At 43.7% G+C, this 21,776-nt stretch carries 20 protein-coding genes; 14 read left to right on the plus strand and 6 right to left on the minus strand.

Annotated elements, in window-relative coordinates; genetic code table 11:
• Positions 1–4 precede the first annotated feature (4 nt).
• Entirely contained in the window at positions 5–433 is a 429-nt protein-coding gene (locus MgSA37_RS24870; RefSeq protein WP_096356074.1) for a hypothetical protein, read from the minus strand.
• Between the two features lie 520 nt (positions 434–953).
• Between MgSA37_RS24870 and MgSA37_RS24875 the strand changes: the two genes are divergently transcribed.
• From MgSA37_RS24875 to MgSA37_RS24900, 5 genes are all read left to right on the plus strand, one after another.
• Complete coding sequence (locus tag MgSA37_RS24875) at positions 954–2,312, plus strand: sialate O-acetylesterase (protein ID WP_157750727.1); 1,359 nt, start codon at positions 954–956, stop codon at positions 2,310–2,312.
• A gap of 861 nt (positions 2,313–3,173) precedes the next feature.
• The gene (locus tag MgSA37_RS24885) at positions 3,174–3,911 is read left to right on the plus strand and encodes an intradiol ring-cleavage dioxygenase (protein WP_157750728.1); all 738 of its coding nucleotides are present in this window, start codon (positions 3,174–3,176) and stop codon (positions 3,909–3,911) included.
• Between the two features lie 26 nt (positions 3,912–3,937).
• A complete protein-coding gene (locus tag MgSA37_RS24890; RefSeq protein WP_096356082.1) occupies positions 3,938–4,474 on the plus strand; it encodes a hypothetical protein in 537 nt (178 codons plus the stop codon).
• 115 nt (positions 4,475–4,589) lie between these two features.
• Positions 4,590–4,949 (plus strand): hypothetical protein, encoded by a 360-nt coding sequence (locus tag MgSA37_RS24895; protein ID WP_096356084.1) that lies wholly within the window; start codon positions 4,590–4,592, stop codon positions 4,947–4,949.
• Positions 4,853–6,523: a gliding motility-associated C-terminal domain-containing protein gene (locus MgSA37_RS24900; protein WP_157750730.1), complete on the plus strand. Its 1,671-nt coding sequence runs from the start codon at positions 4,853–4,855 to the stop codon at positions 6,521–6,523. The genes MgSA37_RS24895 and MgSA37_RS24900 overlap by 97 nt, the downstream gene beginning before the upstream one ends.
• A gap of 159 nt (positions 6,524–6,682) precedes the next feature.
• On the opposite strand, the gene porM is transcribed toward MgSA37_RS24900, so the two are convergent.
• The 5 genes from porM to porK all read right to left on the minus strand — a co-directional run bounded on the left by porM (position 6,683) and on the right by porK (position 12,075).
• Positions 6,683–8,218: a type IX secretion system motor protein PorM/GldM gene (porM, locus tag MgSA37_RS24905; RefSeq protein WP_096356088.1), complete on the minus strand. Its 1,536-nt coding sequence runs from the start codon at positions 8,216–8,218 to the stop codon at positions 6,683–6,685.
• Positions 8,219–8,423: 205 nt separating this feature from the next.
• Positions 8,424–9,227 carry a type IX secretion system motor protein PorL/GldL gene (gene porL, locus MgSA37_RS24910; protein WP_096356090.1) on the minus strand — a complete coding sequence of 268 codons (804 nt, stop codon included), beginning with the start codon at positions 9,225–9,227 and terminating at the stop codon, positions 8,424–8,426.
• A gap of 25 nt (positions 9,228–9,252) precedes the next feature.
• Positions 9,253–9,879, minus strand: coding sequence for a hypothetical protein (locus tag MgSA37_RS24915; RefSeq protein WP_096356092.1), 627 nt, complete (start codon positions 9,877–9,879; stop codon positions 9,253–9,255).
• Positions 9,876–10,787 carry a hypothetical protein gene (locus tag MgSA37_RS24920; protein ID WP_096356094.1) on the minus strand — a complete coding sequence of 304 codons (912 nt, stop codon included), beginning with the start codon at positions 10,785–10,787 and terminating at the stop codon, positions 9,876–9,878. Before MgSA37_RS24920 ends, MgSA37_RS24915 begins: the two co-directional genes overlap by 4 nt.
• 4 nt (positions 10,788–10,791) lie before the next feature.
• A complete protein-coding gene (porK, locus tag MgSA37_RS24925) occupies positions 10,792–12,075 on the minus strand; it encodes a T9SS ring complex lipoprotein PorK/GldK (RefSeq protein ID WP_096356096.1) in 1,284 nt (427 codons plus the stop codon).
• 484 nt (positions 12,076–12,559) lie between these two features.
• Here porK and MgSA37_RS24930 point away from each other — a divergent pair, with 484 nt between their 5' ends.
• The 9 genes from MgSA37_RS24930 (at position 12,560) to MgSA37_RS24970 (ending at position 21,644) form a co-directional block, all read left to right on the plus strand.
• Complete coding sequence (locus MgSA37_RS24930) at positions 12,560–13,714, plus strand: sensor histidine kinase (protein WP_096356098.1); 1,155 nt, start codon at positions 12,560–12,562, stop codon at positions 13,712–13,714.
• Positions 13,715–13,731: 17 nt separating this feature from the next.
• Positions 13,732–14,430 (plus strand): LytR/AlgR family response regulator transcription factor, encoded by a 699-nt coding sequence (locus MgSA37_RS24935; RefSeq protein WP_096356100.1) that lies wholly within the window; start codon positions 13,732–13,734, stop codon positions 14,428–14,430.
• Positions 14,431–14,616: 186 nt separating this feature from the next.
• Positions 14,617–14,994, plus strand: coding sequence for a response regulator (locus tag MgSA37_RS24940; RefSeq protein ID WP_096356102.1), 378 nt, complete (start codon positions 14,617–14,619; stop codon positions 14,992–14,994).
• Between the two features lie 53 nt (positions 14,995–15,047).
• The gene (locus tag MgSA37_RS24945; protein ID WP_096356104.1) at positions 15,048–15,308 is read left to right on the plus strand and encodes a PqqD family protein; all 261 of its coding nucleotides are present in this window, start codon (positions 15,048–15,050) and stop codon (positions 15,306–15,308) included.
• Positions 15,295–16,350 carry an ATP-grasp domain-containing protein gene (locus MgSA37_RS24950; RefSeq protein WP_096356106.1) on the plus strand — a complete coding sequence of 352 codons (1,056 nt, stop codon included), beginning with the start codon at positions 15,295–15,297 and terminating at the stop codon, positions 16,348–16,350. Before MgSA37_RS24945 ends, MgSA37_RS24950 begins: the two co-directional genes overlap by 14 nt.
• A gap of 13 nt (positions 16,351–16,363) precedes the next feature.
• Positions 16,364–17,710: a type III PLP-dependent enzyme domain-containing protein gene (locus tag MgSA37_RS24955; protein ID WP_096356108.1), complete on the plus strand. Its 1,347-nt coding sequence runs from the start codon at positions 16,364–16,366 to the stop codon at positions 17,708–17,710.
• 3 nt (positions 17,711–17,713) lie between these two features.
• Positions 17,714–19,876 (plus strand): urea transporter, encoded by a 2,163-nt coding sequence (locus tag MgSA37_RS29600; RefSeq protein WP_096356109.1) that lies wholly within the window; start codon positions 17,714–17,716, stop codon positions 19,874–19,876.
• A gap of 20 nt (positions 19,877–19,896) precedes the next feature.
• Positions 19,897–21,036, plus strand: a complete 1,140-nt coding sequence (locus tag MgSA37_RS24965; protein ID WP_096356111.1) for a hypothetical protein — start codon at positions 19,897–19,899, stop codon at positions 21,034–21,036.
• Positions 21,024–21,644 carry a tetratricopeptide repeat protein gene (locus tag MgSA37_RS24970; protein ID WP_096356113.1) on the plus strand — a complete coding sequence of 207 codons (621 nt, stop codon included), beginning with the start codon at positions 21,024–21,026 and terminating at the stop codon, positions 21,642–21,644. The genes MgSA37_RS24965 and MgSA37_RS24970 overlap by 13 nt, the downstream gene beginning before the upstream one ends.
• Positions 21,645–21,776 lie beyond the last annotated feature (132 nt).

Raw genomic sequence — 21,776 nt, forward strand, 5'->3', positions numbered from 1 at the left:
GGTCTCAGTCCGTTAGTTTTATCGTATATTTCTTTTTGTTCAGGTATTTATCAAGATATATAAAATTCCATTTTTGTTCGTCAAAATGATCAATGTCGAAAGTAACCAGATAATCAAAGCTAACTGACAAGCCATTTGCCACGGTTTGGGTTAACTGCGAATAAACTTTTACCGCGCCCTTCTGAAGATAAAAGCAGCTATCCATCCGGTATAACAAATTCTCTTTCGACCGTTTTAAACTGGTTCCGAATTTTTCCCTGTCCGGAATGATCCGCGCTGCAAAACTAAGGTCCCCTGCCACAGCAGGGCTGGAAATATCCGCCAGTTGTACCGTCAGTTCTTTGTCGCCGGTTTGCCGCAACATATTTTTATGACTGCAGGCAACAAGAAAAATAAAAATCAATAACGTGATTAAGGGCTTTAGTTTCTCCATTGTATATCGTAACAAAAAGTTATGTATAACACCTGGAATACAACAAATAGATCAGTGACAGGTCAGGTTATTGTATTGTTTAGTGAAGATAAATATTAAAAATAAAAATTGCAAGTTTTTTTTATCAATAAATAAATACAAGCAAAAACTGAAGGCTGAAAAAAAAAATGTTTTCTTTTAGAAAAAATGTATATTTAAAACAGCAAAAAAAGATGCAGAATCCGGTCCGGAGGTTCATACAACTCAATCGGATGGATTGAATTTTGGTAGCGCCCAACAGAACGTTTGTTCCCCGGCACTTTTTGCCGATAATATTTAACCAACCTTTCACAATTTATCCTTTATGCCTTGTCAACTATTTTCCGGCCGAAATCTAAAAAGAATAAGCCCTAACAACAGCTTTTTCAGTATCGTCGTTCTTATCACGATCCCGTTATTGACCTCAATGGTATACCCGCTCCGGGCAGAGCCGCGCCGACAGGCAGGGGCGGCCTTACCGGCCACTTTTTCCGTTTGCAAAATGGTAGCAGATAATATGGTTATCCAGCGGGGTAAACCTTTGCAATTGTCAGGCCAGGCTCCGCCGGACCTGGCAGTAAAGATCAAAGTAACCTGGAACAAAAAGAGAATGCAGACAACTGCTGATTCAACCGGGAACTGGCGCCTTGAAGTACCTGTCGGCGGGGCGGATGGCAGGCCCCAAACCATCGTTTTTGAAGCGTCCGGATTCGGCGATATTTCTTTCAGCAATATCCTGATCGGGGATGTTTGGGTATGTTCCGGACAATCCAATATGGTCATGCCCCTGGATTCCGTTTCGCCATTTAAAGGGGTGCTCAATTTCAGGGAGGAGATCGCCGCGGCCGCTTATCCTGCGATACGAGTGCTCGACGTCCAGGAATATCAGAATGCTGCGATGTCCACGGGCTCCCCCTTTTCGTGGAAAGTATGCTCTCCGGCAACAGCGGGCAACATCAGTGCGGTCGCGTATTACTTTGCACGAAAGATTCATAAAGACCTGAATATACCTGTAGGAATCATTGTTGCTGCCGTCAACGGTTCCTGCTGCCAATATTGGGCAAATGTAGAAACGATAAAAAGCGATCCTGTGTTAGCCGCTGAATACCTTTCCGGCAGCTCGTCATTATACGAAGGAATGATCCGGTTTTTAACGAATCTTTCGATAAGCGGTTTTATTTGGTACCAGGGGGAAAGCAATAAAAACGACGCCCCAGACAACTATGCCAGGCTCAATGCTGCGCTGATAAATGGCTGGCGGGCCAAGTTTAACAAGGACCAGCTCCCTTTCTATTATGTCCAGCTGGCGCCATTTACAGAAGAGTATGCGAACATTCTTGCCTCAGGCACTCAGACTGCCCCCGTTGTTTATGCGAAATTCAGAGAAGCGCAGGCGAAAATCCGGTCGGTTCCCGGCACCGGCATGGCGGTTGCAATGGATGTTGGTGAATTGGATAATCATCATCCCCGAAATAAAAAGCCCGTTGGCGAACGGCTGGCGCTGCTGGCCTTGAAAGAAACATACAGGAAAAACGTCCAATGCTACGGGCCCCAGTTTGCATCATTTGCGGTACTCGATTCCGTTATTACCGTACATTATCTTGAAGGTACGGCACAAAAGCTGAATACCCTTGACCACCAGTCTTTGGCCCAGGTATTTTATATTGCGGGAACCGATCATGTTTTCAGGCTGGCTAAAGCAACAATACATGGTAATACGGTTCAAGTTATTGCACCGGCCGGAACACCTTTTCCAATTCTGGCAGTTCGGTACGCCTTTACAGATGTCGCCGTGACTAACCTGCAAAACGGAGCCGGTTTGCCGGCTGAACCTTTCAGGACGGATAATTGGAATAATTGACGAGAATGTTGCACGGGATAATGGGATACACTCTCACACATTGGGGCTGCGATGGCATAAACAATTGCCAAGCGCTGTAACTATAGACTACTTTACCTTTTTCATCCGACGAGAATCGGACTGCATTCTCAAATCGCTGACTTTCAATATTATATTGCGGAATAAATTACGTACTGACCGAATTACTCACCGCTTTTTTGATACAGATTAATTGCAAATCTTAGGATATAAAGGTACATTATTCATATGATTTTCACAAGGAAAAGACGGTTCAAAAATCAATCATTTGTGAGTTGAGAAGGCGATAGCGTTTTGAAGGCGAATGAAGTCTATTTACAGAAAATGCTCGAAAGGTTCATCATCTTAGGGGAACCGAACACGATATGTTCTCCATGGTTTACGATATTATTAATGTTTCCCAAATTGCGACGCACCGAATTGATAAACATTTTTATATGGAATAATTACAAATCTTACAATATAAAAATACAAAATCCCCTAAACCGTTCCAACCCTAATGAGATATTTTTTTGGTGATAATACAATTGTGTAATTTAAGATTAACAGCCTTGCTAATGAGAATCTGGTAGAAATGCTGCCCCCTTTTTGGCTTTTTTCGAACCAAATGTTGAAAATTTTAAATTAATTGCTGCGATTGAGGGTTCGTTACTGGCTGTTTCATAATGTATTGACAACTTTTGAAGACCGCATACAGCAGCCACTGGAAAAGTTACTTTTTCTTTTAGCCAAGACCGCATATTTAATCCTAAGTAAACGTTCATCGATACATTGTCCCGGATCATCGATACAAAAGAAAGGCCAAACATTGGGTTGCTTAATTTTATATCAATAATTAAGTTTATGGAACGAAAAAAATTTCTGAAAGCATTTGCACTTGCTGCCGCAGCCGGGCCGATGATTATTGATAGCTGCAAAAAAGATTCCTCCGGCGGCAGCTCTTCAACAAGTTCAACCACAACTACAACCTCCTCTTCCGGTTGTATTGTAACCGCCACCGAAACGGAAGGGCCATACCCATATCCTGGTGGTGAACTAACCAACCCGCTTGACAGGTCGGATATCACCGAAAGCCTTGCCGGCATACCACTTTCACTTACTATACAGGTGGTTAATGCTGATAGTAGTTGCGCGGTAGTTGAAAACGCGAGGGTTGATATATGGCATTGCAATAAGGACGGCTATTATTCAGGATATGCTAACCAACCAGGAATTTCGGGCACTTTAAGTTATACCGGTAAAACGTTTTTGCGCGGGTACCAGCTAACCGACGCTACCGGACAGGTAAAGTTTACAACTATCTATCCAGGCTGGTATACCGGCAGGGCTACCCATATCCATTTTGAGGTTTATGTAAACAATGTGATGAAAAAAACAACCCAGATCGCCTTTCCGCAGGCTATTAATGACGCAGTTGATGTATCAACCCTGTATGCCGGATTGGGTGTAAACCCGGTCACGAATTCAGCCGATACCATTTTTGGCGATTCGGCAACTGATCTTGCCAATGAAACCATCATCCTTTCAGGAAGTATCGCCAAAGGTTATTCCGGGACTTATACCATCGGCCTGGCATTATAGTTTGTTTAAGCTTTAATCATTAAATAATGATCCGAGGAAAAATTAAATTGGTTTATAAACAGGAGATTGGCGAAAAAACTGAAAGCGATTTTGAAAAAGCGATCTTCAAGGCGTCCTACCACGAGTTTTTGCTAAAATCGCAGGCATATAACCCCGGTCGGCGATTTAAAACATTTAAAGAAATGCAGGAGGCAGACGGCCGCGCAAATTCCCTTCATTATAAGCTCAGCTTTTCGGTATTGTACTTTATATCACAGCTCAACAATACAATGCCCGTGATAAAAGACAACCTGGGGAACAAATTATGTTTTGAAACACCCCGATTTGAATTGATCGCGTCGCATACAGAAGATATTTCGCAGCATAAAGTGGCAGTTTATTACGAAACCGGGACACTAACCCTGCTGGAGTTTATGGGTGAATATCTCCTTTTATCATACAGCAATAAAGCCGAAAATGAAGCGATGGGCACGTTTGTGGTAAAAATACAGCCCAACCTCTCTATACTAAACTACCAGGGAATAGCACATCCGCAAATGGCGTGGATTGCAAGCCAGCAATAGCATTTTTCATCTACCTATGAAAAGCTTTCATAACTACAATTAATCTACCGGGCGTCTGTACAGCAATGTGCAGGCGCTTATTTGCTGAAAAGCTTTATCAAAACTGGTGTTATCAATGGGAATGAATCTGTACAAAAAATTAAAACTATTAATTGCTGTTAATATCGCTGGCTTTCTTTTAACTTTTAACGCAACCAATAGCAGCGCTCAAAGTCTTGGCGACCCCGTAGTTGATATTACGTTTGGCTCAGGTACAGCAATACATGCTGGAGCTTTAGCAGCCGACTCAGGTTCCACAAGCTATACGTATACCTCGGCAGACTTTCCGAGCGACGGCTACTATACCATTGAAAATACAACCAACTCACCTAATGTTTGGTGGACCACCACCGACCATACCGGAAATACCGGGGGCTACATGATGGTGGTAAACGCCAGCGTATCAAAAACAGATTTTTTTATAAGCGCGAGGTAGATAACCTGTGCGGCGGCACTACTTACCAGTTTTCGGCATGGGTTGGTAACCTGTTGCGGTATAGTGATATAAGCCCGCCTGATATTACTTTTTCCATTGAAACCACCGCCGGTGTCGTGATCCAAAGCTATGACACCGGTCCGGTTGCCCAGCGGACGAGCAGTTTTAAATGGATCCAGTATGCTTTTAATTTCACCCTGCCCGCAGGCACCGGCAACGTGGTCATTAAAATGACCAACAACAGTAACGGCGGCGCCCCGGCCAACGACCTGGCGCTGGATGATATAACTTTCAGACCGTACGGACCTTCGCTGGTAGCTGGTTTTGGTTCAACTACTACCGCGACATCAATAACCGAATGCGCAGGTCAAACCAAATCCTATACTTTAAGCGCAACGGCGCCAACTGGCTATACTACACCGGCATACCAATGGCAGGTAAATACAGGCAGCGGCTGGAAGGATATAACCGGCGCAACCAAATTGTCCTATACCGCTTCGCCAACCACCGAAGGCACCTATGAATACAGGCTGGCGACGGCAGAAGCAACCAATATCAGTTCAGAAAGCTGCCGGGTGGTTTCCAACGTCCTCACCATTACCATTGATTCGGCGCCAACAGTTACAGCATCATCAAACTCCCCGGTTTGTACGGGCAATACGTTAAGTTTAACCTCCACAAGCGGCACCACTTATAGCTGGACGGGGCCAAACGGATTTACATCAACCCGGCAAAATCCAACCATTACAAATATTACAACCGCCGCCGCGGGCGATTATAAAGTTACCGTAACTACAGGCAATTGCAGCGCAAGCGCCACCACCACGGTAAGTGTATATGCACAGCCTACCGCCAATGCCGGTAGCGATGTTACCATCTGCGAGGGCGACAATACCACGTTAAGCGCCAGCGGCGGCACCGGTTATAGCTGGTCGCCGACAACGGGGCTTTCGGACCCCAATATCGCCAACCCGGTGGCCAGCCCAACGGATACGACTACTTATACCGTAACCGTTAGCAACAGCAATGCCTGCACCGCTACGGCTTCTGTGGTGGTAAATGTGCTGCAAAAACCCATCGCCAAAGCAACCGCCTATGAGGAAATAACACAGGGCCAGTCCGTAACGTTAAACGGCATAGCCAAAGGAACAGCCGTAGCCTATTACTGGACACCGAATGAATATTTAAGCAGCGATACTGTGCTGCACCCGGTAGCTACTCCTCCTGAAGACATCACCTACACCCTTCACGTAACGTCAACAGTGGGTTGCGGCAGCGAAGCAACTGCGGATGTTTTTATAAGGGTATATAAAGCTATCACGATACCAAACACGTTTACGCCGAACAACGATGGCATTAATGATGCCTGGAATATTACAGCATTGGACACCTACCCTCAATCTGTCACCCAGGTTTTTGATCGCTATGGAGGCATCGTTTTTAAAAGTACCGGCTATACGAAAGCATGGGATGGTACTTATAATAATAGGCCGGTAGCTGCAGGGACCTACTATTATATCATCGACCTGAAAAATGGGAAAAAGTATTCGGGGTGGGTATGTGTTTTAAGATAAGCGCAAAACTTTATTTTAAGGTTTTGGATCCAAAGAAATTGGATTTATGTTGATCCTATTAATACTGATTTGAAAAGAAAGTAGCCATCTCACATTTATTGGAGATGGCCGCTCTGGTTAGGCTATTTTCATAGAGACCCCGGCAAATTAGTATTCTTTTCAATTCGCTGTTAACGCAACGGGCGCCAGCTGACGTGGTGAACCATCGGGCCCCACTGCTATGATATTATCAAAAATGACATGCGAACCTGGTTTAATAGTATTCAGCGAGGCCCTCATCTCGTCATTTAGACTATTACCATTTGTTACCTGTACGGTTGCACTTTCACGCGGGTTGGCAATGATCATGCTGAATTTTGTGATCCTGAAGCGTGTATCAAAGTCGAAATTATCCAGCGTGGCATAAATAGCATCCTGCGCTTTTAGAGCCACGGTAGGTACCCCACCTCCTGAACGCCCTGAGAACCGCGCAACCGGGTCGGGGATTCTTTTCGCCCTGAATTTAGTACTGCTTAATACCTGGCTTTTGCCAGGCGAGACCTCCGCTGAAACAGTAACCGTTAAAGCGCCGGGATTATAAACTTTTGCAATGTATTTACCGCCCGAGCCATTCAGCGATCCGGAAGACATGCTAACCCTGATATTTTTCGACGGAATACCCGGAACCGACACCGAAACCGGGTTATCCACACCAATATAAAACACATTCATCTTATCAGGCGATACCACTGCGGATGGCCGGGCCACCATGTACTGCTGTTCGGGCGTGGTGTATGTTTTAATGCTACCATCGGTTTGTTTTACCGATATGGTTCCTTTCCAGCTAAAAACGCCTTCCCTCGAGGTATTGACATTATACTCACCCCGGCCATCGGACACATTTATCGGCGAACCGTCAACTTGTATTTCCGGATTAGCCTTTGAATCATAAGCGGTTAAAAAAACCTGTGCTTTGTATGGCTGGCCCTGGATGAGGTAAGAAGTAGGCGCAACGGCTACCGCCTCAAACTTATCCAGGTTTACAACTGCCTGGTCCATTTTCCCGAGGATTTTCTTTACCACCTCCGATTCGGCGTTTTTGTTATCCGCCTGGATCTTTGAAAGAATGGTAAAGGTAGCGGTTAAGGGCACGCCTTCGCCAAAATTCAGCTCCTCCCAGGTGCGGATACTGCCTGAATGATTAACCGGATCATCGGCGCTTAGAGTAAACGAAACCTGTTTGCCATCTTCGCTGCCCAAAAGTTGCTTTAACTTTTCGCGGGTGTCATTTATTTTTTCTTTCAGCGCGAAGGCCCGTTTTTTATTGATCATCACATTATAACCAATATCCAGGTTATCGCGTTCCTTCAAATCGCCGGTACTTTGATCGTAACCATCGCCCTGTTCCGTCAACTCCTTTTTGATATCCACGATATAATCATTCAGGTCCTGGGTTATCTTCTCGGCGTCTTTGGCTTTTTCATAGATCGGTTTTGCCCTCTCGGGCGATTCTTTGAGCCGTGTTTGCTCAAAGGTTTTAAATAATTGCTGTACTGATGTGCCCACGTTATTGGCGGAAGCGGTAAGACTGTCGTTTATAGTTTTAAACGCATCTAAAATTGTCTCCGATACATTGAGGGCCAGCATTGCCAATAAAACCAGGTACATAATATTGATCATCTTTTGCCTGGTTGTTTCTTTTCCTGCAGCAGCCATATCTTTTAATTTTAATTGTTAATAATCAGGTGATTTAAATAGCCTGGATTTTCGTCTTGATTGTTCGAATTTTGCGATTCTTTTGGCGGGAGTCAATCTCCGCAGAGTTGATTCATACGGACATTGCTCCGCCTGTCCACCCTCATTTCCGCAAGCGAAAAAGAGCGTAGCTGCAATTTTTTTAATTCTCCGAACACTCCTGATTTTACATCCGTGGCTGGGTCATGGCCGACAGCATATTGGCATAAAGTACATTCAACGATGAGATGTTTTTGGCCAGCTTATTCACTTCATCCTTAAACAGGCGGCTGTCATCTGCCGATTCGTTCAGGTTTTTAAGGGTATTGCTCAAGCCCTGGTAAAAATGGTTGATCTGCCTCAGGTTGCTGTCGGCTCCATTTAATTCTGCCTCATAAAGGGAATTTAACTGCGATAAATTGAAAGTTAGTTTGGATACCTGCTGGTGGTAGGCGTTCGCATCGTTACTGCTGTTGGCTATAGCAGCCAGCCCGGCAGAAGCCCGCTCAAATGCAATCCCCAGCAAGTCGAATTTTGATGCTGCATGCTGCAGTTTGTTTGAAAAGTCATCCGTAGCCAGCGAAACATCTACGATATTATTGATGCTATCCAGTTTATGGGTAAACCTTTTTAAACCTTCGCCAAGCCCATTGATGGCCTCGGGCGTAACGTCGGCATTCTTTAACAGGCTGTCAAGTGCAGCTGTTTGTCCTGTTGGCATTTCTACTACTCTGCCCCCGGCCACCGGCAACGCACCGTCATAATCAACGGCAAGTTCAGGATATACTTTTTCCCATTCCGGGTCTTGCACAGGCGGGAAAAACCCGAGCGTAAAAAACATTAATGCTTCTACAGTTAGGCCAAGCCCTATCATATTGGTGCCCATTACACCGCCCCAGTGATTTATTTTAAACATGGCGCCAAGAATTACTACGCTTGCTCCCCATGAGATAGCGATATGCAGCCAATTGATTTTTTTAGTCTTTTTCATTTTTTTAAGTTTAATTGTTATTGGATCAGAATTTAATGTAGATGGTTGCCCCTGCGTTCAGGCCGGGTAAAAGCCCGCGCATCCCTGTACTTACCTTATCGGCTTTATTTTGGTATGTTGATGTTGCTGCACTGGTCGGGATAAACCAACCGAAATCCGTGCGCAGGCCTAGGTTATCGGATATGCGGATATTACCCAGCCCTGTGCCAATGTATGGCCTGAATTTGGACATGTAGATATAATAATCGGGCAGCGAACCTATACCCTGCCTGTATACAGTATTTGAAAAATAATAGCTTACCCCTGTTGAAACGAACCATTTGCGGGCAAACCAATCGGTTCTTCCGTATAGCGGCTGCCAGTCGACGATGGCATAAACAGATGTGCGGTCAAGTTGCACCGTTCTGTTATTATATTGAAAACTCAGGTCGGCAGTAGTACTGAACCCCACCCTGGCGTTCAAAAATCTGAGGAAACTTTCGCTGCCCTGTATCCCAAAACCCTGTGTACCCAGCTGAAGGCCGACAGATGCTTTTGGAAATGCGGTGTAATCGGGCAGTACCTGGGCGTTTGCTTTTCCTATTATGGTGAGTAATGCTATTATTAACAGCATTTTTATAAACTCTTTAACTAAATTAATTTGCCTTTTCATTTTGCAGCCTCCTTTTTACTGTCATTAACCCGCGCTATCTTCTTATCGTCGATACCCTTAGGGTTTTTCCAGATATTCTTTCTCAATTCATTTAATTTTTGTTCGATCTTCAGCGCTTCCGGGCTGCCCGGATCAAGCTGCGCCGTTTGCGATCCGGATGGAGAAAACTCCTTTACCAGGCTCGCGGCGAACTTGTGCTGCATAAACACATCGTCGAGGGTGATATTGAAGATGCCTTTATCAGCATCGCTTACATCCTCCTGCACCAGGGCATACCGCAGCTGCGGGAAATAAAGCCAGAATGCCGGTGTGTTTGACATATTTGCCGGCAAGCCTGCCGAACTGCCGATAGACATCAAAGGCGCCAGCCCTATAATCCTTATATCAACGCGCCCCCGCTGCTTGTCGAAAAACACATCCTCTTCAATCCTGAATTTGGTGATCACATCCGGGTTAAACTCGTTGAGCACCATTTTTGAAGACACCTGGTTACCGTCCTTATCAAACTTTGGCACCAGTACCGAATCGGCAAAGCGCTCTTTCGCCTGCTTTGCATTCAGTTTCTTTTTATAGTCATTGCTCATATAAGGAGTGAGTTTCCCTTTTGCTATGCCTTTTAAAACACTTTCCATCAGCGAGTGGCCTGGTATGGTTAAAATGGCATTGCCGGTATCCGTAAGATCGATAATGCGCCATACCTTTGCATAGAGCCGCACGTTGGCCGGATTCATTTTAGGGTACGGAAACGGCCTTGCCTGGCTCAGATCGGCCGACTTAATGTTTTCGTCATAGGCCGGCAGGGTGTCTGTTAAGGTGCTGTCGGCTAAAGAGGTTTGGGCAAAACCCGTTTTAAAACATAGTGCCAGCACAAACAGCGTTGCTGTTATTATTTTTTCTACTTTTTTCATATTCTTAGTTTTTAGCGTATTTCCGTGTTTTTACCTGTTCTCCGGTTAATTCAAAAGCGGCCATCACGCACCTGAAACCGATATAGGAATGTGCTGCATCCTGGTCGTCAAAGTTCCTGGTGTCGGTGTTCAGCATCTCGCCATTATCTTTCCACGAGCCGCCGCGAACCACCTTGCGTTTCATTAGTGGGGGATCTTTTTCGTTGGCATCATAAAGCAAAGCCGGGTTAAGGTCGTTCACCAATTGCGATGAAGAGGGGCTGTAGGCATCAAGCGTCCACTCAGATACGTTACCGGCCATGTTATACAAGCCAAAGGCATTGGGCGTATAGGAGGTTACCGGCAGGGTAAATGTTGACCCATCGCTGGAATAGCTCCCCTCGCCCTGCTTAAAGTTTAACGAAAGCTGATCCTTTCCGTTTTTATCCACAGTCGTCATCACCGTATGAATGACCGTGTCCGACGGATCTGTTTTAGCTTCGGCCGCATATTGCCACTGTGCTTCGGTAGGCAGGCTGAAACTCAGCTTAAAATTCCGCAGGTTTGGGTTATTTTTGATCAGCACTTTTAGCTGTGTGCCTCTCCAGTCGGCATAGGCACGGGCCTGTTTCCAGCTCACGCCAACCACCGGGTTATATTCATAAATCTTATTGGTGAAATAATTAGCATCCATCACCGTCATTTGCGCGTTCGGAAAATCAGCCGACCAAACCGACTCATGCGGATAAACAGCTACGGTATCCATGGTATACTCGCTATTTTTTATGCCATCCATCCGCACGTAATAAAACCGGTATTTAAGCAAAGCCGGATCGGGCATCCGGGCGCCATTGATCATAGTCATCATAGGCGCCAGCTTGTCTTTTATTTCAGCGGGCGCCTTTTTCCAGAGGGGGCTGATCTTTTCAACTTTGCTCCAGTCTATCATTCTTTGTTCTTTATGGGTTGCCCCCACCGTAGCCCCGGTTGACGGCAGAAAGAACGAATCATCGTGCAGGTAATCTGTAATAGCAACCGAATCAGCAACCCAGTTTACAAATGCCTGGTATTGTTTGTTATTAACTTCGGTTTTATCAATAAAAAAAGCGCTTACGCTTACTTTTCGCTGCTCGGCTTTATCATCGTTCAGCATTTTGTAATAAAAAGTACCTGAAGGGATGTACACCATGCCTATTGGTGGTATAAGAGACTTTGCAGCAACTGCACGGGTGTTTGGCGTATTATATAAATTACGCTGGCAGGCGCTGAGCAACAGCAGCAGACCTGTTATTTGAGCATATTTTCTCATTCGACAAATGGATTAATGGGTGAAACAATAAGTCAGAATGATATCATACGCATCTTTTATATGGTGTTAAACAATAACCAAATGTGCCGGTAGCGTTTTATTAAACCATCAAAATATCGATTAAACAATTGAATTTGCCGACCAATTAATTAATGAAATTCTGATGAAACGCATTCGTCTATACAAAAGGCCCGTTCGCCGATAGATCGTTGGCACGACAGTTATTTACGATGATTTTTGAATCGCAAACCCTGCAATTGTGTTTGAGAGTGGATTGTTGGGGAATGTTTCGTTTTTCATAAGTGGGCGCCTGTAGGAGTGCAGGCGCTTTTTTATATCAAACAAATACGAAACGTAAAATATACCGTAATAAAACAATAGCCCCTTATTTGTTGCGGTTTGATTTTAATAATTAACTATAAAAGCAGGATGAAACAAAAAATACTTAAAGCAAAAGCTATTTTTGATATTTATAAAACATAAAATGTTTCGTTCAAAAGCAACCACTTTCTTTATTCACTCGGCTGGCTGGCTCATCTTCCTTGGCTTTCCGCTTCTATTTATGAATAAAACCCAGGAACATCTTACCAACAGTTTTTTTGTATTGCTATCCCCGTTCTACTGGTTGTTTTGTTTAACTTATATTTTTATGTTTTACTTAAATGCATGGTACCTGGTACCGCAATTTGTATTTAAAAAGAAATATTTTTTATATGGAATAATTGTACTTACCCTATCCGGATGCGTATATTATATACAACCTTTTGATAATTTGCTGGGGCATAACCTGCTTAAAAATTCAAAACCAAATACAGTGGTGGCCGGGGCTGACAGTGCAGCCATTAATGCCAAAAACCTTCCTTTTGGGCCTTTGCCGCACCAGGACCTGCGCATGGAGGATCCCCGATTTAAACCATCCAACCACGTCATTTTCATACATCAGTCAGGTAATATTGATATGGTGGGTTTGTTCATCTTTATTATCGTGATGGGCCTGAGCATTGCGGTAGCCACCGTACAAAAATGGCAGCTTACAGAAAAAGTGGTGGTTAAAGCGCAGGCAGAAAAGGCGCATGCCGAACTCTCCTTTTTAAAGGCACAGATCAACCCGCACTTCCTGTTCAATACCCTGAATAATATTTACGCGCTATCGGTAACCAAGAGCGAAAAAACGCCCGAAAGCATCATGAAGCTATCGAACATCATGCGCTATGTTACGGACGAGGTGACGGAGGATCTGGTTTCGCTGAAAAGTGAAATTGACTGTATTAACGATTATATCGACCTGCAAAAACTGCGCATCGGTAAAAAGATCAAGATCAACTTTATATTGGCCGGCGATATCAAAAATCAAAGGATAGCGCCGCTGGTGTTGATGACGTTTATTGAAAATGTATTTAAATACGGCATCAGTAAACACCATAACGCCACCATTACCATTAAACTGATGGTGGAAGAAACCAAACTCATTTTCTTTTGCCAGAATATCATCTTTGAAAAAGGCGCAAACAGCAACCGTAAAGGGATCGGGATCGCCAATACAAAACAACGCCTGGAGCATATGTACCCGGGCAAACATACGCTGGAGATCAGCCGGGATAGCGGTTTGTTTACTGTACGATTAGAAATTGTTTATTAACACCAAAAACACCTTGTATGCAGTTAAAATGTATAGCCATTGATGATGAGCCTTTGGCGATAGAGATCTTAAAAAGGCATATTTCGGAATTTCCGGATCTCAAATTAGTTCAAACTTTTGAGGATGCCATTTCGGGAGCTGAGTTTTTAAAGCACCAAAAGGTTGACCTGATCTTTATTGATATTGATATGCCTGATATTACAGGGATCGACCTTGTACGCTCCCTTACCACAAAACCGATGGTTATTTTTACCACCGCTTATAAAAAATTCGCTTTTGAAGGTTTTGAACTGGAAGCCCTGGATTATTTATTAAAACCAATAAGTATTGAACGGTTTTCGGCAGCTGTAAATAAAGCGCTGGATTATGCAAAATACAAAAACACCGAAGGTAAGGAAGAAGCGGATGCATCGATATACGTTCATTCGGAATACCGGATGATAAAGATCGACCTGAAAGAGATTCAATATATTGAAAGCATGCAGGATTATGTGAAGATCTACCTCAGCAATATTGAAAGGCCGGTGTTAACCCTTATGTCGTTAAAAGGCATTCTTGAAAAGTTGCCGACCGGCGATTTCGTAAGAATCCACCGGAGTTATGCCGTGGCAAAAAAGCAGGTAATATCCATCCACAACCGCAAAGTAAAGCTTAAAACGGCTGAGTTACCTGTGGGAAACAACTATGCCGATTTTATAAAAGAATGGTCGAAATAAGCCTCACCCTAAACCCCTCTCCAAAGGAGAGGGGCTTAAAAAAGGACAGTAAAAGCCCTCTCCAAAGGAGAGGGTGGGGTGAGGCAAAGCCATTTCATCGGCAAATTAGTCCGGTTCGCCGACACATTATTTTTATTTGAAAGTTATAGCCGCACCTTTATGTAAAGTATTTAAAGCGATAACATTATGGGAATATTAGCCAAACAAAAACGGATATTGATACTTGACAACGGTGGCCGTATGTTATCCGTCGTTAATGAAATTATGCAATACGGTGATTTTGATGTGCATACTGTTTATGACCCGAACACGGTTTTTGATAAGGCAAGCCTCCTGCTTCCTGACCTGATTATTTTGGATTACTTATTATTAAACAATGAGTGTGAACTGGTTTGCAGGGATATTAAAGAAGATGACCATTTAAAGAACATCCCGGTTATTGTGGTAACCGCATACAAAAACAAAAAAGTACGGTCAGACGCTTACAAGTGCGATGCTATATTTTTAAAACCTGTTGACATGCAACTGTTCGCCCCCCGGATCGATTACTTAATGGCATCCTGATATTTCGTAAAAACATTACATTTATACCCTGAAATTGAGCAGGCAAAAGCAGAATGAAACTAAAGAAAAATATTGCTACAAGCGAAAGCGGTTTTATATTTAACCCCGCTACGGGCGATTCTTTTTCCGGCAATGCCATGGCTTCAAACGTTTTGCTTGCCATGAAGAATGGCGATACAGAAGCCCTTATCAAACAAAATATATTACAAAAATACGAGGTTAGCCCTGAACAACTGGACCGCGACTGGGATGATTGGATAGTACAGTTAAAAGAAGCTAATTTGCTGGAATCGGGAACCTATGACAGCAAATAAATATAAGAACCTGTGTATTGGCGTAACCGGACTTAACGCAAATGATAACCCCGGGCCCGGCGTAGCTGTGATCAGGGCTTTAAAAGAAGGGCTGGGTATCGGCGTTAAAATTATAGGGTTGTCGTACGAGTCGTTAGAGCCCGGTATTTATATGCATTACCTGGTAAATAAAACCTACCAGGTACCCTACCCCACTGCCGGTACAGAGAGCCTTATCGAACGGATTTGCCAGATTCATGAAAAGGAAGGCTTGGATATGATCATCCCTAATTTTGATGCCGAGTTGTATAATTTTATAAAGATAGCGCCGCAACTAAAAAAAATGGGGATACATACCCTTTTGCCCGCCATCGACCAGCTTTTAATGCGGGATAAGGTAAACCTGGCGGCATTTGGGCGACAAAAAAACTTTTATGTTCCGGCAGATCATCAATTAACAACCGAAGCAGATTTAAAAGCGGCGGCTGAGGAATTGAAATTCCCGCTCGTAATTAAAGGAAAGTTTTACGGGGCTACAGTGGCTTATACATTTACTGCTGCATTAAACGCTTTTCATCAAATAGGATCTGCCTGGGGATACCCCGTCATCGCCCAGCAATACATCAAAGGAACAGAAATCAACATAGCCGCTTTGGGCGATGGCAAAGGGAACAATATCAGTATTGTGCCCATGCGCAAATTGTATATTACCGATAAAGGCAAAGCCTGGGCGGGGGTTACTATTGAGGACCCTGCGCTGATAAAACTGGCAAATAGTTTTGCAAAGGCCACAAAATGGAACGGACCCTACGAAATGGAAATTATGAGAGATGGCGAGGATCGCCTTTTCATTCTCGAAATTAACCCCCGGTTCCCGGCATGGATCTACCTTGCTGCCGCTGCCGGGCAAAACCAACCCGTTTCGCTGGTTAAAATGGCTATGGGCGAAGAGATTATCCCCTTTAACGAGTACGAGGCCGGTAAATTATTTATCAGGCACTCATGGGACCATGTGGTGGATATTTCGGAGTTTCAGCAATTTTCGGCCCGGGGCGAACTATAAAAAAACTGGCATCATGGACAAACTAAAGTACGAGAGACCCTATATAAAAAAACTGACTGCCGGGGCAATGAACAAATTTGGCAGCCTTAGCGGGCCTCAGCCATTTAAGTTTATTGATAATGTGCCGGTTAAAAGCCTGGTGGAAGCTTATGGTTCGCCGTTGTTTGTTATTTCTGAAAAACAGATCCGCCGCAACTACCGTGCAGCTTACCGGGCCTTCAGCACCCGCTACCCTAAAGTACAGTTTGCCTGGAGTTATAAAACAAATTACCTGAATGCGGTTTGCAATATTTTTCACCAGGAAGGCAGTTGGGCCGAGGTGGTATCGGGTTTTGAATATCAAAAAGCTTTGGGCAACGGTGTTCCGGGCAATAAGATCATCTTTAATGGCCCCGGCAAATCAAAAAAAGACCTTTTGTTAGCGATAGAAAATAATTCGCTTATTCATATTGACCACTTGGAAGAGCTTGGCCTTTTGTTATCCTTATGCGATGGCCTTGATCATCAACCCAAAGTTGCTATCCGCGTAAATATGGATACCGGCGTTTACCCGTTGTGGGACCGTTTTGGTTTTAATTACGAAAATGGCGAAGCATGGCGCGCGGTTGTGAAAATCGTTAACTCGGGCAAACTACAGCTTGCCGGTTTACATTGCCACATAGGTACCTACGTACAAACTACCACCGCATTTGGCGTAGCTGCCTCAAAAATGGCCGCGCTCGCCATAAAATGCAATACCGAACTTAAACAGCATATTGAATACCTGGACCTGGGCGGTGGTTTTCCATCAACCAATACCCTTAAGGGCGCTTATTTACCGGGGACGGACACCATGCCCACCATTGATGATTTTGCCGAAGAAATAACCGGCACACTCATCCGGGCAGGGTTTGAAAATGACGACCTTCCCCTGCTGATACTGGAGAGCGGAAGGTTACTAATTGATGATGCCGGTTATCTGCTGGGGACGGTACTTGCCAACAAGCGTTTAAGCGACGGCAAACTGGCTACCATTGTTGACTTTGGTGTAAATATTTTATTTACCTCTTTTTGGTACGATCACCAGGTAAGCCCGGCAGATGATTATAGCCCAACTATCGAAAATACAGCAATATACGGGCCGCTGTGTATGAATATTGATATGATACGGGAAAGCATTAACCTGCCCCTGCTTAAAGCAGGCGACCATGTTGTGGTGCACAAGGTGGGGGCCTATAACATGACACAGTGGATGCAGTTTATTGCCCTGCGGCCAGCCATCGTGCTGATTGATGAACAGGAGCAGGTCCATTTAATAAAAGCGGCAGAAAGCCTGGAACATATTGAAGCAAACGAACATATACCCCGGCATTTGAAATAAAGCGTGAAAAATAGGATTTCATCATTTATTGGGTCAATTTTAAACACCTATGCCATTTTGTTTTTTTCGCAAAACAAAGTGCTGGGAGGCATTTTGCTGCTTGTTTCTTTCGTAACGCCCATCGCCGGGCTAAGCGGGCTCTTTTGCGCTTTGTTTTCATTAATAATAATCAAGATCCTTGGCTACCGGCATGAGAATATCCAATCAGGGTTATACAGCTTTAACAGCCTGCTGCTGGGTTTGGCATTCGGCACATTTTTCAATTTCACACCCTATTATGTTTTATGGCTGGTTTTTGCCTGTTTGCTGGTGGTAATGCTCACCATCATCCTCACCGACAGGCTTGGCAAATTAGGCTTACCCATATTATCCATCCCTTTTATACTATGTTATTGGCTGGTACTTTTTGGCGAAGGAGCTTATTATCATGGCGGTCTTCAGCAAAAAAACGCCCTCCTGCTTATCCATAATGCAGCGGGTACAGGCTGCCTTGTTAACGTTTACCAGTATCTTTCCGTCGGCCTCCCCTGTTATGTTTGTTTGTTTTTCCGCGCATTAAGCGCTGTGCTGTTTCAGAACAATATTTTAACCGGCCTGCTGATTAGTATCGGCGTATTTATTCACTCGCGTATCATGTTCAGTTTGCTGGTTATAGGATTTATCAGCGCACTACTATTTAATACCATAACCCATAACTACCCGGATGGTATCAGCTATTACAATTTAGGGGCTAATTTTATGCTCGCCACAGCCACTATTGGCAGTTTCTTTTTAATACCATCCGCCCGCTCCTACCTGTGGGCCATTTTGTCGGTCCCGGTAATGTTTATTATTACCAACGCCCTTGGCGGCATTATGGCTGTTTATAATTTGCCTGTTTTCGCCCTGCCGTTTTGTGTTATCAATATTACACTGCTCTACTTTCTTTTATTACGGAAGAAGGCCGGGAAATTGCAACTTGTTGGCTTGCAGCATTATTCGCCGGAAAGAAATTTGTACCAGTTCCTTAATCAAAAGGACCGGCTTGATGATTTAAAATACTTTAGGTTTAGCCTTCCTTTTATGGGAAGCTGGACGGTTTCACAAGGCTATAACGGCGATATCACCCATAAAGGAGAATGGGGTAAGGCCCTGGACTTTGTAATTGAAGATGACGACAAAAAAACCTACAGCCATCCCGGCAATTTGCCCGAACATTTTTATTGTTTTAACAAACCGGTGCTGGCCTGCGGCGATGGCGTTGTGGCCAATGTAGTTGACCACGTGGAAGACAATGCCATAGGCGAGGCAAACAAAAAAGAAAACTGGGGCAATACCGTGGTGATTAAACACCTTAACGGTTTATATTCAAAAGTAAGTCACTTAAAAAAAGGTTCCATAAAAGTTAAGGTGGGCGATGTGGTAAAAACCGGCGACCTAATTGGACGCTGCGGCAGTTCGGGTCGCTCCCCCGAACCTCATCTGCATTTCCAGGTGCAGGCTACCGCTTATATCGATGCCAAAACATTAGCTTACCCCTTCGCTTTCTACATGACCGGCGAAGCCAAAAAGCCCCTGATCAATAGTTACAAAATACCTGAAGAAGGGCAAATACTAACCCCTCCTGCTATTCATAAAACCATCCGTAAGGCTTTAGATTTCCAGCCAGGTTACACTGCGGTATTATCTGCAAATACGATGCATGAATCTATTGAGGTTTTCACGGATGAATCCGGCCAATGCTATCTCTATAGTAAAGAGACTGGTGCTGCTGCCTATTTTATAAACAATGGCACGCAATTTTATTTCACCAGTTTTTATGGGGATACAAATTCGTTGCTTTACTATTTTCATTTAGCTGCCTACAAGGTGATCTTTATTAATGATGAGGGTATTTTAGCCAACGATGTGTACCCGGTTCATTTATGCCGCAATAAAATTCAGTTGTGGCTGCAGGACCTGATAGCCCCATTTTACAGATTCATTAAATTGAGCTATCAAAGCAGTAACCTATCCAAAAAAGCCGGCATTATCATCAGCGTTAAGCAGTTCAAAAATATATTCGGCACCACAAAACAGGAAATGGATGCCACTATTGATATTTCGGAAACCGGCATACTGGAATTTAACATTCATATTAACAAAGTTGATATTAAGACGAAATGGGTAAGGGGAAATATTTATTGATATTAATTTTTACAGTTGTTATGCGTACAGGAAGGTGCCAGGAAAGCAATATCCAGGCAGCTGACAGCATTTCAACTGATTTATACAATAAAGGCAGCTGGAGACAGTTGATCAGCTATGGCAGCCAAGCCCAGGCTAACGGCATTAATTTTCCCGGCTTGCGTTTAAAGGTTGCTTTTGCCTTTTTTATCACGGGGAATTACAAGCACGCTTTAAATGAGTACCAGCAATTGTTGAGCAAAGACACTTATAACGAAACAGCACGCTATTATGCCTATTTCTGCTGTAAATTTTTGAATGATGACCTGCAGGCAGCTTATCATGCTTCGTTTATGGATAAGGAAGCGGTGAATAAAGAAGGCCTTAAACCCTATGGGTTGATAGCCGTTGGGGCGGAATCAGGCGTAAAGCAAAACAATGACGTTAACAGGGATAACGGCTTTTATGAGCGGATTACAACAAGTAACCGCTTAAACTGGCGTTTTCAGCTCGACCAATCACTGGCTTATTTTAGCCAGGATATTTTTAAACTGACGAATGATATTGATAATGATAAAACTTCAACCCGTTCGGCCGATCTGCAGAAGGAATATTATGCCAAATTGAGTTATAGCGCCAGTGAAAACCTATCACTTATTGGCTCATTTCATTATTTAAATACTAAGTTTAATAACACAATATATAATAGTAATTTGGGTTTAATAGGATTAAAATACACCGGAACATACACCGACATGCAGGCTGATATTAACTTTGGCAGGCTTGAAAACAAGCCGGTAGAACAATACAATACTAAAGTAATTTATTATCCGTTGGGGAATTTTAATTTATATACAATCAGCAGGGCGTCGGTTTTACATTTAAGAGGGGCCAATAATTTTATCGTCAGCCAGGCCGCCGGCTTTAAGTTAATAAAGAATACCTGGCTGGAGTCGACGGTTATTTTGGGTGATGAGGATGATTATTTTGACGCTGACGGGCTTTATATTTACAATGCGATTGACAAAACAACATTGAGGTGTGGGGAAACCGTGTTCTACCAATTAGGTACACACGCGCAACTGCAAATAAGTTATGCTTTTGAGAAAAAAGCGGATACCTATCAATCAATAAAGTATGACCAAAACTCTGTTACTTTAGGTGTTTTATGGAAATTTTAAAAAGAAGCTTATTCATTTCAATATTATCCTTACTTGCGGTTGCAACGCATGCCCAAAGCAACTCCATTTTACAAAAAGCCTTCCGCAGCAGCTATACCGACGAACTGAATAAAAATTATTCGGCGGCTATTAATGATATATCGCCCTATTATACCGAAAGCAGTTACGAAATAAATATAAGGCTGGGCTGGCTGCACTATTTGAACCAAAACTACAATGCATCGCAAAACTATTACCAAAAGGCGGTAAACCTTAAACCGGGCGCCATCGAAGCTAAATTTGGCTATGTAAAACCCTTATCGTTTTTGCAGAGCTGGGACAAAGTACTGGAACAATACATGGCTATCCTCAAAATCGACCCCAAAAATACGCAGGCAAGCTATTGGGCCGGAGTAATCTACTATAACCATAAACAATACGAAACCTCGACCAGGCTTTTTAAAGTAGTGGCCGACCTTTACCCTTATGACTACGATGGCAATCACATGCTGGGCTGGTCGCTTTTTATGGCAGGCAAAAAAGCCGAAGCCAAAGAGTATTTTGAAAAAGCCCTTTTAATTAAACCCGGCGACGAATCAAGTACCGACGGTTTAAACCGCTGCAAATAGCCATTACCCCCTGTTTTTCCGGATAAAAATCAGTTTATCGGCAAAAAAACCACCTTCATCGACACATCTTTTACCGCGCCAAATTACCGTCATACTTTTAGTTGTGATAAAGCAGGACGCTTTATTATCTGA

The sequence above is a fragment of the Mucilaginibacter gotjawali genome, from assembly GCF_002355435.1.
Lineage (GTDB): Bacteria > Bacteroidota > Bacteroidia > Sphingobacteriales > Sphingobacteriaceae > Mucilaginibacter > Mucilaginibacter gotjawali.

What these genes read in the sequence shown, in the direction of transcription:
- MgSA37_RS24870 (WP_096356074.1), bottom strand. Translation starts at nt 433, where the DNA reads ATGGAGAAACTAAAGCCCTTAATCACGTTATTGATTTTTATTTTTCTT.
- MgSA37_RS24875 (WP_157750727.1), top strand. Translation starts at nt 954, where the DNA reads ATGGTAGCAGATAATATGGTTATCCAGCGGGGTAAACCTTTGCAATTG.
- MgSA37_RS24885 (WP_157750728.1), top strand. Translation starts at nt 3,174, where the DNA reads ATGGAACGAAAAAAATTTCTGAAAGCATTTGCACTTGCTGCCGCAGCC.
- MgSA37_RS24890 (WP_096356082.1), top strand. Translation starts at nt 3,938, where the DNA reads ATGATCCGAGGAAAAATTAAATTGGTTTATAAACAGGAGATTGGCGAA.
- MgSA37_RS24895 (WP_096356084.1), top strand. Translation starts at nt 4,590, where the DNA reads ATGGGAATGAATCTGTACAAAAAATTAAAACTATTAATTGCTGTTAAT.
- porM (WP_096356088.1), bottom strand. Translation starts at nt 8,218, where the DNA reads ATGGCTGCTGCAGGAAAAGAAACAACCAGGCAAAAGATGATCAATATT.
- porL (WP_096356090.1), bottom strand. Translation starts at nt 9,227, where the DNA reads ATGAAAAAGACTAAAAAAATCAATTGGCTGCATATCGCTATCTCATGG.
- MgSA37_RS24915 (WP_096356092.1), bottom strand. Translation starts at nt 9,879, where the DNA reads ATGAAAAGGCAAATTAATTTAGTTAAAGAGTTTATAAAAATGCTGTTA.
- MgSA37_RS24920 (WP_096356094.1), bottom strand. Translation starts at nt 10,787, where the DNA reads ATGAAAAAAGTAGAAAAAATAATAACAGCAACGCTGTTTGTGCTGGCA.
- porK (WP_096356096.1), bottom strand. Translation starts at nt 12,075, where the DNA reads ATGAGAAAATATGCTCAAATAACAGGTCTGCTGCTGTTGCTCAGCGCC.
- MgSA37_RS24930 (WP_096356098.1), top strand. Translation starts at nt 12,560, where the DNA reads ATGTTTCGTTCAAAAGCAACCACTTTCTTTATTCACTCGGCTGGCTGG.
- MgSA37_RS24935 (WP_096356100.1), top strand. Translation starts at nt 13,732, where the DNA reads ATGCAGTTAAAATGTATAGCCATTGATGATGAGCCTTTGGCGATAGAG.
- MgSA37_RS24940 (WP_096356102.1), top strand. Translation starts at nt 14,617, where the DNA reads ATGGGAATATTAGCCAAACAAAAACGGATATTGATACTTGACAACGGT.
- MgSA37_RS24945 (WP_096356104.1), top strand. Translation starts at nt 15,048, where the DNA reads ATGAAACTAAAGAAAAATATTGCTACAAGCGAAAGCGGTTTTATATTT.
- MgSA37_RS24950 (WP_096356106.1), top strand. Translation starts at nt 15,295, where the DNA reads ATGACAGCAAATAAATATAAGAACCTGTGTATTGGCGTAACCGGACTT.
- MgSA37_RS24955 (WP_096356108.1), top strand. Translation starts at nt 16,364, where the DNA reads ATGGACAAACTAAAGTACGAGAGACCCTATATAAAAAAACTGACTGCC.
- MgSA37_RS24965 (WP_096356111.1), top strand. Translation starts at nt 19,897, where the DNA reads ATGCGTACAGGAAGGTGCCAGGAAAGCAATATCCAGGCAGCTGACAGC.
- MgSA37_RS24970 (WP_096356113.1), top strand. Translation starts at nt 21,024, where the DNA reads ATGGAAATTTTAAAAAGAAGCTTATTCATTTCAATATTATCCTTACTT.